This is a genomic window from Micromonospora sp. NPDC005237 (genome assembly GCF_040607775.1).
Lineage (GTDB): Bacteria > Actinomycetota > Actinomycetes > Mycobacteriales > Micromonosporaceae > Micromonospora.
The window spans coordinates 1-17,996 of record NZ_JBEXHJ010000018.1 but is presented as its reverse complement, the minus strand read 5'-3'; the positions used below and the strand labels follow the sequence as shown (position 1 = coordinate 17,996).

The window sequence follows — 17,996 nt, the reverse complement described above, 5'->3', positions numbered from 1 at the left end:
TGTTGCGCTAACCGGCCCGTAATGGTCATTCCCGCTGTCCACTATCCACTCGACCATTGACCGATCCAGGTGAGCAGCGGAAATATGCCGATCCCCAGACGCCGCCGGCGACCGCCGCAATGCAGGAGAAGTTTCGCTCCACATAGTCGCGTAACAATGAGGTCTCAGCGGGAGGGCCGGAGCATACGATGAGTTCATTGACCAGACTTCGACGCCGTATTATGACCCCCGACGTGGGGCAGACCAAAGTCAGCACGCGCGGATTCCATCTCAAGAACGAGCAGGCCCGCGAGCGCCTCGAAACAGTCGGTAGCTCGTTCCTGCACGGATTCGGGGCGGCCGCGGAGGCGAATGGCCCGGCAGATGCGGCACCCACGGTCGAGGCCACGCCGGCCGCGTACCGGGGCTTCGCCTACGAGGGTGCGGCGATGGCCTTCGCCATCCGCGACGCCCTGCCCGGGCGTCCGCGGCACGTCGCGCGGTTCCTCGCCGACCACGACGAGCACGTCTACATGGCGTACGTCGGAGTGGGCTGGGCGATGGCCCGCCTGCCGCGTCTGCTGTGGCCCCGGCTGTACGCCCCGGACCCGCTGCTGCGCTGGCTCGTCCTCGACGGGTACGGGTTCCACGAGGCGTACTTCAGGACCGACCGGTACGTGCGCCAGCGGCGTCGGCCGTCCACCTTCGCGTGGCCTGCCGACGGCCCCCGGGACTACTCGGTGCGCGCCATCGACCAGGGCATCGGCCGGGCCTGCTGGTTCGTCGCCGGAACGGACCCGGAGCAGCTCGTCCGCCTCCTCGACGCGTTCCCCGCCGACCGCCGGCGCGACCTGTACGCCGGGGCCGGCCTCGCCGTCTGCTACGCGGGCGGCGCGAGTGAGCGGGAACTGACCTGGCTCGCCGAGTGCGCGGGGACGTACCGGCCGGACCTCGCGCAGGGCGCGTCGTTCGGCGCCGCGGCCCGGCTGCGTGCCGATCTCGTCACGCCGCACAACGAGCTGGCGACCCGTGTCCTTTGCGGCATGACGGTGAGCGACGCGACACGGGTGACCGACGAGGCGCGGGTCGGGCTGCCCCCGGACGACGTCCTGCCCGCCTACGAGGTGTGGCGCCAGCGCATCAGGAACGCCTTCGACCCGTCGCCAGCGACACGAAAGCTGAGTGAGCAATGACCAGTATCGCCGTGGTGGGGATGGCGTGCCGCTACCCCGACGCCCGTTCACCGCAGGAACTGTGGGAGAACGCGATCGCGGGCCGCCGGGCGTTCCGGCGGCTCCCCGACGTCCGGATGAACGCCGACGACTACTTCGACGCCGACCCGGCCGCCCCGGACCGCTTCTACGCCCGCAACGCCGCCGTCATCGAGGGCTACGAGTTCGACCGGGTCGGCTACAAGGTCGCCGGGAGCACGTACCGGTCGACCGATCTGGCCCACTGGCTGGCCCTGGAGACCGCCGCCACGGCACTGGCCGACGCGGGTTTCCCGGCGGGGGAGGGGCTGCCCCAGGAGCGCACGGGCGTCATCGTGGGCAACACGCTGACCGGCGAGTTCTCCCGGGCCAACCAGATGCGGCTGCGCTGGCCGTACGTGCGGCGGACCGTGGCCGCTGCGTTGCGGGCAGAGGGCTGGGACGACGAGAAGCTGTCCGCCTTCCTCGCCACCTACGAGGAGGCGTACAAGAGCCCGTTCCCGCCGGTGAACGAGGACACGCTCGCCGGCGCCCTGTCGAACACGATCGCCGGACGCATCTGCAACCACTTCGATCTCAAGGGTGGCGGCTACACCGTCGACGGCGCCTGCTCGTCCTCGCTGCTGTCCGTGGTGACCGCGTGCCGGGCACTGCTCGACGGAGAACTGGACGTCGCGATCGCCGGCGGTGTCGACCTGTCCATCGACCCGTTCGAGGTCATCGGCTTCGCGAAGACCGGCGCCCTGGCCAGCGGCGAGATGCGGGTCTACGACCGCGCCTCCAACGGGTTCTGGCCGGGTGAGGGCTGCGGCATGCTGGTCCTGATGCGCGCCGACGAGGCCGCCGAGGCAGGTCACCGGATCTATGCCTCGGTGGCCGGCTGGGGCGTCTCGTCCGACGGCCGCGGTGGCATCACCCGGCCCGAGGTCGACGGCTACCAGCTCGCCCTGCACCGCGCGTACGGCCGGGCCGGTTTCGGCATCGACACCGTCGGGCTGTTCGAGGGTCACGGCACCGGCACGAAGGTCGGGGACACCACCGAGCTCACCGCGCTGTCCAGCGCTCGCGAGACGGCGAATCCCGACGCGCCGCCGGCCGTCATCGGCTCGGTCAAGGGGATGATCGGTCACACCAAGGCCGCCGCCGGGGTGGCCGGTTTCATCCGCGCCGCCATGGCCGTGCACCACGAGGTGCTTCCCCCGAGCGTCGGCTCCGTCGACCCCCACGAGCTTCTCACCGCCGACGGCGCCCGGCTGCGCACCCTGCGCAAGGCCGAAGCGTGGCCGAGCGCGGTCCCGGTGCGGGCCGGCATCACCGCCATGGGCTTCGGCGGCATCAACACGCACGTCGTGCTCGAACGCCACGGCCCGCGCCGGCCCGTGCCGGATCGCCGCGTCCGTACCCTGGCCGCCTCCGCCCAGGACGCGGAGCTGCTGCTGGTGGACGCGGCCTCCGCGCCGGAACTGGCTGTTCGGCTCGCCGAGCTGGGCACCTTCGTGTCCGCGATCTCGTACGCGGAGTTGGGCGATCTCGCGGCGACGCTCCACCGCGACCTGCAGGACCGGCCGTTCCGGGCCGCGGTCGTGGCCTCGTCACCCGAGGAGGCGCAGCGGCTGCTGACCGCGGCGGGTGAGGCCGTCGAATCCGGCGAGACGACACTGATCCGCCCCGACGGCCGGTTCCTGCTCGGACACGTCAGCGGCCCGGCCCGGATCAGCTTCCTCTTCCCGGGGCAGGGTTCCGGACGCGGCATCAGCGGTGGCGCGCTGCGGCGGCGGTTCGCCGAGGTCGAGGACGTCTACCTGCGCGCCGCGCTGCCCACCGGCAGCGACGTCGTCGCGACCGAGGTCGCCCAGCCGCGCATCGTCGCCGGATCACTGGCCGGGCAGCACGCCCTGGCGCTGCTCGGCATCGAGGCGTCCACCGCGATCGGGCACAGCCTCGGCGAGATCGTGGCCCTGCAGTGGGCCGGCGTCATGGACGAGGACACGCTCCTGCGCGTCGCCGGCGTCCGGGGCCGGACCATGGCCGGGCACAGCCAGGCCGGCACGATGGCAGACATCGGGGCGCCCCCCGAGACGGTAGACGGGATCATCGCGGGGCTGCCGGTGGTCGTGGCCGCCTACAACGGGCCCCAGCACACCGTCGTCTCCGGGTCGGTCGACGCGATCGAGGCGGTCTGCCACAAGGCTCGGGCCGCCGGCCTGAGCGCGACGCGGCTGCGGGTCTCGCACGCCTTCCACTCCCCGCTGGTCGCACCGGCCGCGGACACGTTCGCCGACGCCCTCGCGGGCGAGACCTTCCACCAGGTCGGCGCCCGGGTCGTCTCCACAGTCACCGGTGAGGTGCTGCCCGCCGGCACCGACGTGCGCGGCCTCCTGCGCCGCCAGATCACCGACCCGGTCCTGTTCAACCAGGCCGTCGCGTTCGCCGCCAAGAACACCGACCTGTTCGTCGAGGTCGGGCCCGGGCGGGTGCTCACGGGGCTGGCCACGACGGTCACGGACGTCCCGGCGGTCGCCGTGGACACCGACAACGACTCGCTCGCGAGTCTGCTGCGGGTCGCCGGCGCCGCGTACGTCGTCGGCGCGGCCCCGGCCCCGGCGGCGCTGTTCGACGGGCGGTTCGTGCGGCCGCTGGAGGTCGGCGCCGCGTTCTCCTTCCTGACCAGCCCCTGCGAGCAGGCGCCGGAGCTCAGCGCGGCGATCGAGCGCGGGCCGGCCGTGGCGCCGCCGTCCACCACCACCGTCGATGCGGTCGGGGTGGGGGAGGAGTCCACCGAGGACCTCATGCGGCGGCTCACCGCCGAGCGCGCCGAGCTGCCGATCGAACTCGTCCGGCCGGACAGCCGCCTGCTCGACGACCTGCACCTGAGTTCGATCACGATCGGTCAGGTGGCCAACCAGCTCGCACAGCGTCTGGAGCTGCCACCGGCGCAGATGCCGCTCAACTTCGCGACCGCCACCGTCCGGGAACTCGCGGCGACGATGGAGACCCTCGCGCGTACGGCCCGGGACAGCGACGCCACCGCCACGCCTGTGGTGGCGGGTGTGGCCGGCTGGGCGCGGCCCTGGCGGCTCGACCTCGACGAGGTGCCGTTGCCGGCGGTTCCCGGCGACGCCACCGCCGCGAACGGTCCGTGGCACGTGCACGCGTCAGCGGAGCACCCGTTCGCCGCGACCCTCGCCGCGGCGCTCGAACAGGCCGGGCTCGGCGGCGGCGTTCTGGTCTGCCTGCCACCGGACTGCACCGAGGAGCAACTGGAGCCGGCCCTGCGGGGAGCGCAGCAGGCCCTCGCCGCCGGCAGCACCCGCTTCGTCCTGGTCGGGCATGGTCGGGGCGCGGCGGCCATCGCCCGGACGTTGCATCTTGAGGCGTCGTCCGTGCTGGTCACCGTCGTGCACCTGCCGGCCACCACTGACTCGGCTGTGGAGCTGGTGGTGCGGGAGGTCGCCGCGACGACCAGCTTCACCGAGGTGCACTACGACGACGGGGTGCGGCGCGTCCCGACGCTCCGCGCGCTGCCGGTACGCCCCGCGACGGCGGAGGCCCCGCTCGGCGCGGACGACGTGCTGCTGGTGACCGGTGGGGGCAAGGGCATCACTGCCGAGTGCGCCCTCGCCCTGGCCACCGACAGTGGCGCAAGCCTGGCGGTGCTGGGCCGTTCCGACCCCGCCGAGGACGCCGAACTGGCCGCGAACCTGGCCCGGATCGCCACCGCCGGCGTCACCGTGCGGTACGCCCGCGCCGACGTCACCGATGCCGCCGCCGTCCGGCAGGCGGTGCGGGACCTCTCCGCCGAACTCGGGCCGATCACCGGTGTTCTGCACGGCGCCGGCCGCAACGAACCCGCCGGACTGGCGAGCCTGGACCCGGCCGCGTTCCGTCACACCCTGGCACCGAAGGTCGACGGCCTGCGGGCGGTGCTCGACGCGGTCGAGAAGCCCCGGCTCCGGCTGCTCGTGACGCTCGGCAGCATCATCGGCCGGGCGGGGCTGCGGGGCGAAGCGCACTACGCCACCGCCAACGACTGGCTGGCCGAGGAGACCACGGCCTTCTCCCGGGCGTACCCCGAGTGCCGCACCCGATGCCTGGAGTGGTCGGTCTGGTCGGGCGTCGGCATGGGGGAGCGGCTGTCGGTCGTCGAGTCGCTCAGCCGCGAGGGCGTCACGCCCATCACCCCCGACCAGGGCGTCGCGATCCTGCGGCGTCTGGTCGCGGACACCACCGCGCCGGTCGTGGTGGTGATCAGCGGCCGCACCGAGGGCATCCACACGGTCCGGTACCACCAGCCGGCGCTGCCGTTGCTGCGCTTCGTCGACCGCGCGCTGATCCGCTACCACCAGGTCGAACTCGTGGTGGAGACGGAACTCAACGTCGGCACCGACCGCTACCTCGAAGATCATGACCTGGACGGCAACCTGCTGTTCCCCGCGGTCTTCGGGATGGAGGCCATGGCGCAGGTGGCCGCGGCCCTCTCCGGCGCCGACGTCCTCCCGGTCATCGAGCGGGCGGAGTTCCTGCGGCCCATCATCGTGGCGCCCCACGGGCACACGAGGATCCGGGTGGCTGCCCTGGTCACCGACGACGACGTCGTCGAGGTGGCGATCCGCAGCGAGGAGACCGGCTTCACCGCCGATCACTTCACCGCCCGGCTGCGCCTCGGCGCCGACACGGTGCCCGACGGCCCTCCGGACCAGGTGCCGGACGGTCTCGCGCCGGCCTCGATCGCCCCGCTCGACGACCTGTACGGCGGCACCCTGTTCCAGGGAGGCCGGTTCCAGCGGATCCGGCAGTACCACCGGGCCGCCGCCCGTCACGTGGACGCGATCGTGGAGGCCGACGACTCGACGGCGTGGTTCGCCCCGTACGTCTCCGCGACGCTGCTGCTGGGCGACCCCGGCGTCCGCGACGCGCTCATGCACGGCAACCAGGTGTGCGTGCCGGACGCCACGCTGCTGCCCGTCGGTGTGGAACGCATCCACCCCGGCGGGGAGAAGCTGTCGTCCGCCCGCGAGCTGCGGTACTGCGCCACCGAACGCGAGCGCGACGGCGACACGTACGTCTACGACATCGCCCTGCGCACGGAGTCCGGGATGACCGTCGAGCGGTGGGAGGGACTGCGGCTGCGCGCGGTCCGCAAGCAGGACGGCGCCGGCCCGTGGGTGGCGCCGCTGCTCGGCCCCTACCTGGAGCGTGGGCTGGGAGACCTCGGGCTCACCGGCGTCGCCGTCGCCATCGAGCCCGACGCCCCGGCACCCGAGCCCGGCGAGCGCTCCGCCACGCGCCGACGTGACAGCGCCCGCGCCGTCGGGCAGGCGCTCGGGCGGCCGGTCGAGATCACCTACCGGCCGGACGGTCGGCCCGAGGTCGCCGGGGAGCACACCGTCTCGATCGCGCACGGCGCCGGGGTGACGCTGGCCGTCGCCGGGGCGGGCGTCCTGGGCTGCGACCTCGAGAGCGTGGCGCGGCGCAGCCCCGAGGAGTGGAAGGGCCTGCTCGGCCCCCACGCCGGGCTCGCCGAGCAGTTGGCCGGCGACTCGGGCGAGGACGCCGACACCGCCTCGACCCGGGTCTGGACCGCGGTCGAGGCGATGCAGAAGGCCGGCCTGCCGATGCGCGGCCCACTCGTCCTGGGCGGTACGGCCCGTCCCGGCTGGGTGCTCTTCGCCGCCGGCGGCGCTCGGGCCGCCTCGTTCGTCACGAGCCTGCGCGGCAGCGACGGACGAGTCGTCATCACTGTTCTGGCCGGTGCGGAGGGATGAGCATGGAGAGCTACTACGAGCTGCGGCACACCGTCGGGTTCGAGGAGACGAACATCGTCGGCAACGTCTACTACGTCAACTACCTGCGGTGGCAGGGCCGCTGCCGGGAGATGTTCCTGAAGGACCGGGCTCCGACAGTCCTCGCCGACCTGCAGGACGACCTCAAGCTGTTCACGCTCAAGGTCGAGTGTGAGTTCTTCGCCGAGATCACCGCGTTCGACGAGATCGCCGTCCGGATGCGACTGCTCGAACTGGCCCAGACGCAGCTCGAATTCGGCTTCGACTATGTGCGTACCGGACCGGCGGGCGAGACACTCGTCGCCCGCGGCGCCCAGCGCGTCGCCTGCATGCGCGGCCCGAACAACCGGACCGTTCCCACCCGGGTCCCGGAAGCGCTCGAACGCGCTCTCGAACCCTACGCCGCCGCCGGGGTCCGGCGATGACGACCTTCGGTACGGAAGAGTTGACGGACCCGGTGCTGATGCGCCGCGTCTGCGGGACCTTCGCCACCGGTGTCACGGTGGTCAGCGTCGGCGGGGACGAGCCGCACGCCATGACCGCGAACTCGTTCAGCGCGGTGTCCCTCGATCCGCCGCTGATCCTGGTGTGTGTCGGCCGGGACGCCCTCATGCACCAGGCGCTCAGCCGGGCCGGCGCGTTCGGCGTCTCCGTGCTGGCCGCCGATCAGGAGGCGGTGGCGCGCTACTACGCCGACCGACGCCGCCCGCTCGGGCAGGAGCAGTTCGAGTTCGCCGAGTGGCGGCCGGGCGCGCGGACGGCGGCGCCGTTGCTCGGCGGCGCCGCCGCCCACATCGAGTGCGAGCTCTGGCGGTCGTACGACGGGGGAGATCACACGATCTTCCTGGGCCGTCCGTGCGGGATGCGCCGGCACGACGACGGCGACGGCGAGGCCCTCGTGTTCCTCGGTGGCCGGTTCCGTCGGCTCGAGAGGACGCCGTCGGCGGTGGTGACGTCATGACCGCCGTCACCCGGTCGGCGCCGTCCCTTCCCGGTCCGTCGCGCGCGTCGGCCGTCAGCATGCTCATCACGATGGGCCGCGACCGCCTCGGCATGATGACGTCGGCGGCCGCCCGCTACGGCGACGTCGCGCTGCTGCCGGTCGGTCCGAAGGAGCTCTACTTCTTCAACCACCCCGACCACGCCAAGCACGTGCTCGCCGACAACGCGGCCAACTACCACAAGGGCATCGGTCTGGTGCACGCCCGCCGAGCGCTCGGCGACGGGTTGCTGACCAGCGAGGGTGAGCTGTGGCGCAAGCAGCGCAGGGTGGCGCAGCCGGCGTTCCAGAGCCGGCGCATCGCCCAGCAGGCCGGCATCGTCGCCGAGGAGGCGGCGGCCCTCGTCGGCCGGCTGCGGACGCTCGGCCGCCACGGCCCGGTGGACGTGCTCCAGGAGATGACGGGTCTGACTCTCGGCGTGCTCGGGCGCACGCTGCTCGACACCGACCTCGGGAGGTTCCCGTCGATCGGGCGCGACTTCGCCGTGGTGCAGGACCAGGCCATGTTCGAGCTCGCGTCGTTGAGCGCCGTGCCGCCCTGGGTGCCGCTGCCGCGTCAGGTGCGGTTCCGGCGTGCCCGCCGTCGTCTGCAGACGATCGTCGACCAGCTCGTCGCCGAGCGCGGGAGCCACACCGGTGACCGCGACGACGTGCTGTCGCGGCTCATCGTGTCGGCCCGGGCCGAGCCCGACCCCCGGGTCGGACGGCAGCGGCTGCGCGACGAGCTCGTGACCCTGCTGCTCGCCGGGCACGAGACCACCGCCAGCACGCTGAGCTGGGCGCTCTACCTGCTCGACAGGCATCCCGAAGTGCGCCGCCGGCTGCGGGAAGAGGCGATCGCGGTGCTGGGCGACCGGCTGCCGACCTTCGACGACCTGGGCCGGCTGCGGTACACCGCGATGGTCATCGACGAGGTGGTGCGGCTGTACCCGCCGGTGTGGATCCTGCCCCGCAAGGCGCTCGCCGCCGACGTGGTGGGCGGGTACGCGGTGCCGGCGGGCGCCGACGTGCTGGTCTGCCCCTACACGCTGCACCGGCACCCGGACTTCTGGGACCAGCCCGAACGCTTCGATCCGGAGCGCTTCGACCCGGCCCGCACCACCGACCGCCCGCGGTACGCCTACATCCCGTTCGGCGCGGGGCCGCGGTTCTGCGTCGGGAACCACCTGGGCCTGATGGAGGCCGCATTCGTCCTCGCCGTACTGGCCCGGGACCTGACGCTCACGACGGTCGCCACGCACAACGTCGTACCCGAGCCGATGTTGTCGCTGCGCATACGCGGCGGCCTGCCGATGACCGTGCGTCCGGCGGACTGAGGACACCGCCGGGTGACCGCGGACCGCTGTCACCCACGACCGCACCACCCGAACGCCCGACCCGGCCGGGTCGGGCACCACCCGAGGGGGATCGTTGCCACCGAAACCAGTGGGTCCGCTGCGCAGACTCATTCCCGTCGTCTTCGTCCTGGTACTCGTCGCGGGGCTGTTCACGATCTCGCGGCTGCCGTCCGCATCCGCGGCGGACCGGCGCGCGATGGCGTCGCAGTTCGCGTTCACCGAACTGCCCATCGCCCTGCCGCCGGGTCTGCCGCAGCGCACGATCCGGACGGTGAACCCGAAATACGAGCACATCCGGTCCTGGATCTCGTCGGTCGGCGCCGGAGTGGCGGTCAACGACCTCGACGGGCAGGGCGGCGCCAACGACCTCTGCCTCGTCGACCCCCGCAGCGACAGCGCCATCGTGACTCCGGCGCCCGGCGGTGGCGCCCGCTACGCGCCGTTCGTGCTGGACCCGGCGCCGTTGCCGATGGGACCGGCGATCGCCCCGATGGGCTGCACACCCGGCGACTTCAACGTCGACGGCCGGACGGATCTGCTGGTTGTCTACTGGGGACGGACTCCGGTCGTGTTCCTACAGACCGGAAACGCGGCGAGCCTGAGCCTCGCGTCGTACCACCCGGTCGAGCTGATCCCGCAGCAGCAGACCACCGACGGCCGCTACCGGGGGCCGCTGTGGAACACCAACGCCACAGCGGTCGCGGACTTCGACGGCGACGGCCGGCCCGACATCGGGATCTTCAACTACTTCCCGGACTCCCAGGTGCTCGACGCGCAGGGCCTGCCGAACGTGCAGATGAACCACTCCATGTCCCGCGCCCAGAACGCCGGCGGGGCGCACATCCTGCGCTGGACCGCGGCCACCACCGGCGCCGAGCCGAGCGTCACCTACGAGGAGCAGAGCGCGATCGACCCCCGGTACGCCACCGGATGGACGCTCGCGTCGGCCTCCGCCGACCTCGACGGGGATCTGCTGCCCGAGCTGTACCTCGCCAACGACTTCGGCAACGACCGCTTCTTCCACAACGTGTCGGCCCCCGGCCGGATCAGGTTCGCCCTGGCGGAGGGGCGTCGCGGCCCGCTGGACCCCAAGTCGCTGGTCGTGGGCCACGACTCGTTCAAGGGGATGGCCGTCGACTTCGCCGATCTGCGCGGCAGCGGCCGGTTCGACGCCTTCGTCAGCAACATCACCGAGTCGTGGGGGCTGGAGGAGAGCAACTTCGTCTGGCAGAACACCGCGGCCAACCCCCAGGAGGCGCGGGAACGGCTGTCGAAGGGCATCGCTCCCTTCGAGAACAAGGCATCGGCGAAGAACCTCGCCTGGGTCGGCTGGGGCTGGGACGTCAAGATGGCCGACTTCGACAACAGCGGACGGCTCGTCGTGGTGCAGTCCTGCGGCTTCGTCAAGGGCACGGTCAACCGGTTCAACTGGCTGCAGGAGTTGGCCGCCAGCAACGACCTGATGCTGCGGGAGCCGGACATGTGGCCCAACGCGCAGCCGGGCGACGACATCGCCGGCTCCAACGCGCTGGCGTTCTGGGCACCGGAGGACAACGGCCGCTACGTCGACCTGAGCCCGCAGCTCGGACTCGACGACCGTACCCCGACCCGCGGTGTCGCCGTGGGTGACACCGACGGCGACGGCCGCCAGGACTTCGCGGTGGCACGCCAGTGGGGGCCGCCCGCCTACTACCACAACACCAAGGCGCAGGTCGGCGACTTCCTCGGGCTGCGGCTGCACCGGCCCGCGCTCGGCGCCGCCACGGGCAACGATGCCCGCACCCCGGCGTACGGCGCGCAGGCTCGGGTGACCACAGCCGACGGCCGCACCCAGCTCGCCCAACTCGACGGCGGCGGCGGGCACTCGGGCAAGCGCAGCTTCGACCTGTTCTTCGGCCTCGGTGACCAGGGCAGCACGCCCGTCACCGTCGAACTGAGCTGGCGCGACCTCGACGGTGTCCAGCATCAGCAGACCCTGCCCCTCTCCGCCGGATGGCACGACCTCACGCTCACCGACCGAGCCCAGGAGCTGACCACACCATGACGGACGTCAAACGCGCCCCGGTGGGCGTGACCACCACGGCCGAGGTCGCCGACGCGACCCGCAACGGCAGCGGGCCGGACCGGGCCCGGGCCGGCGTCGACCGGCGACCGCCCGTACCCCGGGTCGACAAGCGCGACCCCCGCTACCTGGCCCTGCGGAACTTCGCCATCTCCATGTCCATCCTCAACGTGCTCGGCTACACGGTGCTCGGGTTCGAGCAGCCCTGGACCTGGCCGCTGTTCGCCCTGGCGATCGGGTACACGGTCGAGCTCGCGATCGAGGCGGTCGCCGCCCGTTCCCTGGGTCGCCGACCGGCCTACAGCGGCAACGGCGCGTGGGGCGTCTACACGTTCCTGCTGCCGACCCACATCACCGCGCTCGCCGCGAACATGCTGCTGTACGCCAACGACCTGTTCTGGCCGATCGCCTTCGCCGTGGTCGTGGCCGTCGGGCAGAAGGCGGTGCTGCAGGCCCCGATCGCCGGACGCATGCGGCACTTCATGAACCCGTCGAACTTCGGCATCACCATCACGCTGCTCGCGTTCTCCTGGGTCAACGTCGCGCCGCCGTACCACTTCACGGAGAACGTGCCCGACGTCTTCCGGATGTTCATCCCGATGGTGGTGCTCACCGCGGGCACGATCCTCAACGCGATGCTCACGAAGAAGGTCGCGCTGATCGTGGGCTGGGTCGGCGGCTTCGTCATCCAGGCCCTGATCCGGCACTTCGTCTGGGACGTACAGCTCTGGTCGGCGCTGAGCATCATGACCGGGGTGGCGTTCGTGCTGTTCACCAACTACATGATCACCGATCCGGGCACCACGCCCTCCAAGCCCCGCTTCCAGTTCATGTTCGGCGCCTCGGTGGCCATGGTGTACGGCGTCCTGATGCTGTTCAACGTCGTCTACACCCTGTTCTTCGCGGTCACGATCGTGTGCCTGGCACGGGGTCTGTTCTGGTGGGGCAGGTGGCTCGCCGAGCGGCGGGGCACCCGCACCGCGGTGCAGCCGGTGCCACCGCCAGCGGCGGTGGAGCTGCCGATCGCCCGCTGACCCTGTCGATCCGCGTGGCCCGGCCGGCAGTCCTCCCAGGCGGAGATCCGCAGTGCGAGGACGGCCCGGCCGGGCCACGGACGGAGAGCCAGTCAGCGCATCCTGCCGTCGCAGAATTCGAGAGAGGCTGTCATGACCGCCACCCAACGACCTGCCGTGCCGAACGCGGCCACCCCGACGCCGGCACGCTCGGACCGGCGCGGCGCGCTGATCGTGGGCAGTGTGCTCGCGGGAATCGCGCTGTCCCTGCTCTGGTCGTACCAGTTCGTCGACCAGACGATCGGCGACAACGTCGCCAACACCCTGCTGGGCCACGACGCGAAGGCGACCGCGATCGGCGGCACCGCGGCGGGCCTGCTGTTCGCGTTCGTCTCGGGCCTGGCGGGCACGTTCACGGCCTGCAACATCGCCATGGCCGCCTCGATCGGGCCGATGACACACGCCGGCGCCGGCGGCACACCGGCGGCGGGGCTGCGCTTCATGCTCCGGCCGGTGGGCCTGCTGGCGCTGGGCATGGTCGTCGTCTCCGCCACGTACGGCTTCGTCGGAGTCCTGCTCGGCGACTCGCTGCCGCAGCTGTCGACGGCGACGACCGCCGGTGGCATGCCCGTACGACTCGTGCAGTCGGTGGTGGTCTTCGGTCTGATCGGTCTCGCGTTCATCTACCTCGGTCTCGCGGCCCTCGACAAGGTCCCCGATCCGTTCGCGCGCCGCCCGTTCGCCCGCGTCTTCGTGCTCGGCATGCTGGTCGGCGCCTTCCTGATCGGCCGGCCGTACCCGTTGTTCCACAAGCTCTTCCAGTGGGCCGCCGACAACGGAAACCCCCTGTACGGGTCGGCCGCCTTCGTGTTGCAGTCGCTGGGCAACATCGCGATCGTGGGCATCCTGTTCGCACTCGTCGTCCTCGCCACCCGCGGAGGGCTGATCCGCTGGCTGTCCGCGCGACCGGCACGCACCCTCGCGGTCACCGGGTCGCTGCTGCTCGCGCTGGGCGTCTTCACCCTCGTCTACTGGACCGTCCGGGTGCCGGCGATGTTCGGCTACGGCTGGTTCCCGACGATGCCCTACAACTGAGCGCGGGTGTCGGCGTCGTTCGGCGGTGACAGGATCTCGATGTACCCGTCGGTGCCGTGCACCCGGATCCGCTGCCCGTCGCGGATCAGCCTGGTCGCGTCCGCCACCCCGACGACGGCGGGCAGGCCGTACTCCCGGGCGATGACCGCCCCGTGGGTCATGAGGCCGCCCACCTCGGTCACCAGGCCCTGGACCGCGACGAACAGGGGTGACCAGCTCGGGTCCGTGTAGGAGGTGACCAGGATGTCGCCGGGTTCCAGCTCGGCCTCGGCGATGTCCAGCAGGACGCGGGCTCGGCCCTCGACGATCCCGCCGGAGACCGGGAGGCCGGCCAGCGCGCCGGCCGGCACATTGTCGCGCCGGTACGCCCCGGCGATGGCCTCACCCTCGGAGGTGAGCACCCGGGGCGGCGTGAGCGTCCGGTGCCAGCGGAACGCGTCCCTCCGCCGCTGGATGAGGTGGTCGTCGACCTGGTGCGTCCGCACGACGTCGCGCAGCTCGGAGAAGGTGAGATAGAAGATGTCGTCCCTCTCGCGGAGCACGCCGGCCCGCACGAGGCGCTCGGCCTCCGGAAGCAGGGCCTGCTTGTAGACGAAGTAGCGGCTGATGATGGCGTACTTCGGATACTCCCGGTACCCGATGAAGGTGCGGACCCGGTCGATCATCCGCGTGGTCTCGTCGGCCTTCCGGTCCCCGTCCGGCAGGGCCCGCAGCCGCTCCAGCAGCGCCTCGCGCTTCTGCTGCGCCTCCTGAAGCCCCTGCTCGAACCGCCGCCCGGCGGCGCCCGGTTCGAGGAGCCTGATGTTGTCGAGGATCAGGGGTACGAGCGTGGTGGGGCGTTCGCTCCAACGCGGTCTGGTGATGTCGATCTCGCCAACGCAGCGCATGCCGTACCGGTCGAGGTAGGCCCGGATGGCGTCGCGCACCTCGGTCCCGCCCGCGAGCCTCGGCAGCTCGTCGAGGAAGCCGTCGTCCTCGACGTCCCGCAGGAAGGCCACCACCTCCGGATGCGGTCGGATGACGTCCGCGACGTCGAGCAGTGCCAGGCCCATCTCCGACGTGATGTTGCCCGGGGCGGACAGCGTGAGGGTGTCGGCGGCGTTCTTCTCGCCCAGCCATTCGGACAGCTGCTCGTTGAGCCACCAGGTGGCCTCCATCCCCGCCATGATCGCCTGCATGCTCAAGGGATCACTGAGGATCCGCTTGTGCTCCCCGAACGCCTTCGGCAGGAAGTCGAACAGCGCCGGGCCCGTCACCGTCGCGATGTCGCGTCGCAGGGCGGCGAGAGACGCCTCGCTGCGCTCGATCAGCTCGGTGACGATCGCCGGATCGTTCTCGATCGGGGCGGGCGTGCCGCCGACGGGCGGGCCGCTGGGATTCTCGTCCGGGAGCGTCGGAACGAAGTCGGGGCGGGCGAGGACGGTCTCCAGCGCGTCCCTGGTCAACGGATCGGACCTCTCCGCCATCCGGAGGAAGCCGGCACGGCTCGCGGGCGCTGCCAGAAGCCGGGTGGCGTCGACGAACAACCTCCCGCCGGCCTCGTGCATCGGCGCCATGGCCGTCAGCTGCCACATGGAGAGCCCCAACGGCTTCATGGCGTCGGTCATCATCTGCTGATGCCCGACGGAGAGGTAGACGTGGTTCTCCCGGTCCTGGGCCGCCGGGACGGGGAACAGCGTCGTGATCGGCCGGCTCTGCACGATCGCGACGTCACCGTCGACCAGGCACCATTCGATGTCCTGCGGGTGGCCGAAGTGCGCTTCGATCCGCCGGCCCACGTCCACCAGCCGCAGGACCTGCGCGTCCGTCAGCGCCGGCTGCTCCTGTCGTTCTGGGCTGATCGCCTGCCTCGTGGTCCCGCCGGCGGGCAGCGCCTCGATGGCGAGACGCTTGCTGGCGATCGTCCGGTCGATGATCGCGCCGTCGCGCACCCGGTAGGAGTCCGGGTTCACCAGCCCGGAGACCAGGGCTTCGCCGAGGCCGAAGCTGGCCTCCACGGACGCGACCTTCCGGTTGGACGTGACGGGGTCGGCCGTGAAGAGGACGCCGGCCGCCTGCGGAAACACCATCTTCTGCACGACAACGGCCAGGTGGACCGCGCGGTGGTCGATGCCGTTGCGCTGACGGTAGGTGACCGCCCGCTCGGTGAAGAGCGAGGCCCAGCACCGGCTGACGTGCGTGCGAATCGCCGCCGGACCCCTGACGTTCAGGTACGTGTCCTGCTGGCCCGCGAAGGAGGCCGTCGCCAGGTCCTCCGCCGTGGCGCTGGATCGGACGGCGTAGGCAGCTTCCTCGCCGTGCTGGCTGAGCGCCCGGCTGATGGCCGCCGCCACGTCGTCGGGCAGGGCAACCCCTTCGATGGCCCGGCGGATCTGGGCGCTGAGGTCGCGGACCGCCTCCCGGTCGTCGGGCTTCAGGCGCGACAGGTGGTCGAGCTGATCGTCGATCGAGGGCACCTCGGCCATGACCCGTCGGAAGGCGTCCGTCGTCACGCAGAAGCCAGCCGGTACGCGGATGCCGGCGATCCGCGACAACGCCCCCAGACGGGCGCCCTTGCCGCCGACGATCGCGACCTGCGTCTCGTCGACCTCGTCGAGATCTCGCACATACTGGTCGATCATCGCGCCCCGTTTCTTCGTCCATTCCGGTGTCCGGCGGACGATTCTGCGGCAAGACCCGGGTCTTGCGGCAAGACCCCCGTTGCGATATACGTTAAAGTGGGAGCGGATGGCAGTGGTGTTCTTCCCGCTGTGAATGAAATCGTTCCGCTGATTCGTGCCTGATTCCGCCCTCGCGGCAGGCCGTCCGGCACGTCCCCGTCGGCCCTGCACGCGCCGCACGATCCCCGTCGAAGCGCCCCGCGGCAGCGCGGCACACACCGTTGCCGGCGCACGGCGCCGCGTCGACGCTGCACCGGGTGTCGAACCCGACCCGGGGCGAGCACGCGAGAGGAGATCGTCATGGCAGCGACCGCGCAGATCCTGTTCGTTCAGGGCGCTGGCGCCGGCACGCACGACGAGTGGGACAACAGGTTGGTCGACAGTTTGCGGCGCGGGCTCGGGGACTCGTACGAGGTTCGTTACCCGCGGATGCCCGACGAGGGCGACCCGAGCTACGCCACCTGGAGCGCCGCCATCCGGCGGGAGATCGCGGCGCTGGACGACGGCGCCGTCGTCGTGGGCCATTCGGTGGGCGGGGCGATCCTCGTCCACGCGCTCGCCGAGCGGCCACCCGAGCGGGAGCTCGCGATGATCGTGCTGATCGCCGCCCCGTTCGTCGGCGCGGGCGGCTGGCCCGGCGACGAGTTCGAGCTGCCGCACGACCTCGGTGCCCGGCTGCCGCGGGGCGTACCGGTGCGGGTGTTTCACGGGCTCCAGGACGAGACGGCGCCGCCGTCGCACGCGGACCTGTACGCGGGCGTGCTCCCGCAGGCGCGGGTGTACCGGCTGCCGGGGCGCGATCACCAACTGAACGACGACCTCGGTGACGTGGCGAAGGTGATCAGGCTTGACACGTCTGGCTAATTGCATTAGCTTGAAGCTAACGCAATTAGCCGAGCATGGAGGATCCCATGACCGAGTACCTGACCGTCGATGGCGGCACCCTGGCGTACGAGGTGACCGGTGCCTCCGGGCCGCTCGTCGTTCTCGCCCACGGCATGGGTGACAGCCGCGAGGCGTACCGCTTCGTCGTGCCGCGCCTGGTGGCCGCCGGCTACCGGGTGGCCGCCGTCGACCTGCGGGGTTGCGGCGAGTCGAGCGCGCAGTGGCCCTCCTACAGCCGCACCGACATCGCCGGCGATCTGCTCGCGGTGATCCGCCACCTCGGCGGTCCGGCCGTGTTGGTCGGCCACTCGATCTCCGGCGGGGCCGCCACCATCGCCGCCGCCCAGGCGCCCGAGCTGATCACCGGCATCGTCGAACTGACCCCCTTCACCCGCAAGCAGTCGATCAAGCTGGGTGACCTGCGGGTCGCCCGCTACCGCAAGGGCATGGCCCGGCTGCTCGGCACCGGCCTGCTGGGCAGCGTGCCGCTCTGGCGCAGTTACCTCGACATCGCCTACCCGGCGAAAAAGCCGGCCGACTGGGCTGCCCGCACGGCCCGGATCGACGCCATGATGCGCGAGCCCGGCCGGATGGCGGCGATGCGCAAGATGGGCCAGTCGGCGCCGGTCGACGCCGGGGCGCAGCTGGGTAACGTCCGCTGCCCGGCCCTGATCGTCGAGGGATCGCTCGACCCGGACTGGGCCGACCCGCGAGCCGAGGGGGAGGCGATCGTGGCAGCGCTGCCGGACGGGTTGGGTCGCCTCGAGGTCATCGAGGGCGCGGGTCACTACCCGCACGTGCAGTACCCCGACGAGACGGCGGCCCTGCTGCTCGCCTTCCTGGCCACGAACGCCCGCGCCTAGGGTCAACGCCCGCCTAGGCCGTGTTTCGTAGGGCCTCGATATTGGGCGTGGCGGTGGTCGCTAATTGAAGAGGTCTCCGGTAGTTGGTTCAGCGACCAAGCTAGAACT

The 17,996-nt window shown here is 71.7% G+C and carries 11 protein-coding genes; 10 read left to right on the top strand and 1 reads right to left on the bottom strand.

What is annotated here, in order from left to right:
• Positions 1 to 188: 188 nt before the first annotated feature.
• The 8 genes from ABZT87_RS30690 (at position 189) to ABZT87_RS30655 (ending at position 13,480) form a co-directional block, all read left to right on the top strand.
• Complete coding sequence (locus ABZT87_RS30690) at positions 189 to 1,172, top strand: DUF1702 family protein (protein WP_354856207.1); 984 nt, start codon at positions 189 to 191, stop codon at positions 1,170 to 1,172.
• Positions 1,169 to 6,955, top strand: coding sequence for a type I polyketide synthase (locus ABZT87_RS30685; protein ID WP_355139892.1), 5,787 nt, complete (start codon positions 1,169 to 1,171; stop codon positions 6,953 to 6,955). Before ABZT87_RS30690 ends, ABZT87_RS30685 begins: the two co-directional genes overlap by 4 nt.
• A 2-nt stretch (positions 6,956 to 6,957) precedes the next feature.
• Entirely contained in the window at positions 6,958 to 7,398 is a 441-nt protein-coding gene (locus ABZT87_RS30680) for an acyl-CoA thioesterase (protein ID WP_039905788.1), read from the top strand.
• Positions 7,395 to 7,934 carry a flavin reductase family protein gene (locus tag ABZT87_RS30675; protein ID WP_355068024.1) on the top strand — a complete coding sequence of 180 codons (540 nt, stop codon included), beginning with the start codon at positions 7,395 to 7,397 and terminating at the stop codon, positions 7,932 to 7,934. Before ABZT87_RS30680 ends, ABZT87_RS30675 begins: the two co-directional genes overlap by 4 nt.
• On the top strand, positions 7,931 to 9,289 hold the full coding sequence (locus ABZT87_RS30670; protein WP_355139890.1) for a cytochrome P450: 1,359 nt from the start codon (positions 7,931 to 7,933) through the stop codon (positions 9,287 to 9,289). Before ABZT87_RS30675 ends, ABZT87_RS30670 begins: the two co-directional genes overlap by 4 nt.
• Positions 9,290 to 9,383: 94 nt before the next feature.
• Positions 9,384 to 11,354 carry a CRTAC1 family protein gene (locus tag ABZT87_RS30665; RefSeq protein ID WP_355139888.1) on the top strand — a complete coding sequence of 657 codons (1,971 nt, stop codon included), beginning with the start codon at positions 9,384 to 9,386 and terminating at the stop codon, positions 11,352 to 11,354.
• Positions 11,351 to 12,406 (top strand): enediyne biosynthesis protein, encoded by a 1,056-nt coding sequence (locus tag ABZT87_RS30660; protein WP_355139886.1) that lies wholly within the window; start codon positions 11,351 to 11,353, stop codon positions 12,404 to 12,406. The genes ABZT87_RS30665 and ABZT87_RS30660 overlap by 4 nt, the downstream gene beginning before the upstream one ends.
• 132 nt (positions 12,407 to 12,538) lie before the next feature.
• Positions 12,539 to 13,480 carry a hypothetical protein gene (locus tag ABZT87_RS30655; RefSeq protein ID WP_354856201.1) on the top strand — a complete coding sequence of 314 codons (942 nt, stop codon included), beginning with the start codon at positions 12,539 to 12,541 and terminating at the stop codon, positions 13,478 to 13,480.
• Here ABZT87_RS30655 and rph read toward each other — a convergent pair.
• Positions 13,471 to 16,101: a rifamycin-inactivating phosphotransferase gene (gene rph / locus ABZT87_RS30650; RefSeq protein ID WP_355139884.1), complete on the bottom strand. Its 2,631-nt coding sequence runs from the start codon at positions 16,099 to 16,101 to the stop codon at positions 13,471 to 13,473. The genes ABZT87_RS30655 and rph overlap by 10 nt on opposite strands.
• 339 nt (positions 16,102 to 16,440) lie before the next feature.
• On the opposite strand from rph, the gene ABZT87_RS30645 reads away from it, so the two are divergent.
• Together ABZT87_RS30645 and ABZT87_RS30640 are read left to right on the top strand one after the other, a co-directional pair.
• A complete protein-coding gene (locus ABZT87_RS30645) occupies positions 16,441 to 17,004 on the top strand; it encodes an alpha/beta fold hydrolase (RefSeq protein WP_355139882.1) in 564 nt (187 codons plus the stop codon).
• A 47-nt stretch (positions 17,005 to 17,051) separates the two neighbouring features.
• Positions 17,052 to 17,888 (top strand): alpha/beta hydrolase, encoded by an 837-nt coding sequence (locus ABZT87_RS30640; protein WP_355139880.1) that lies wholly within the window; start codon positions 17,052 to 17,054, stop codon positions 17,886 to 17,888.
• Positions 17,889 to 17,996 lie beyond the last annotated feature (108 nt).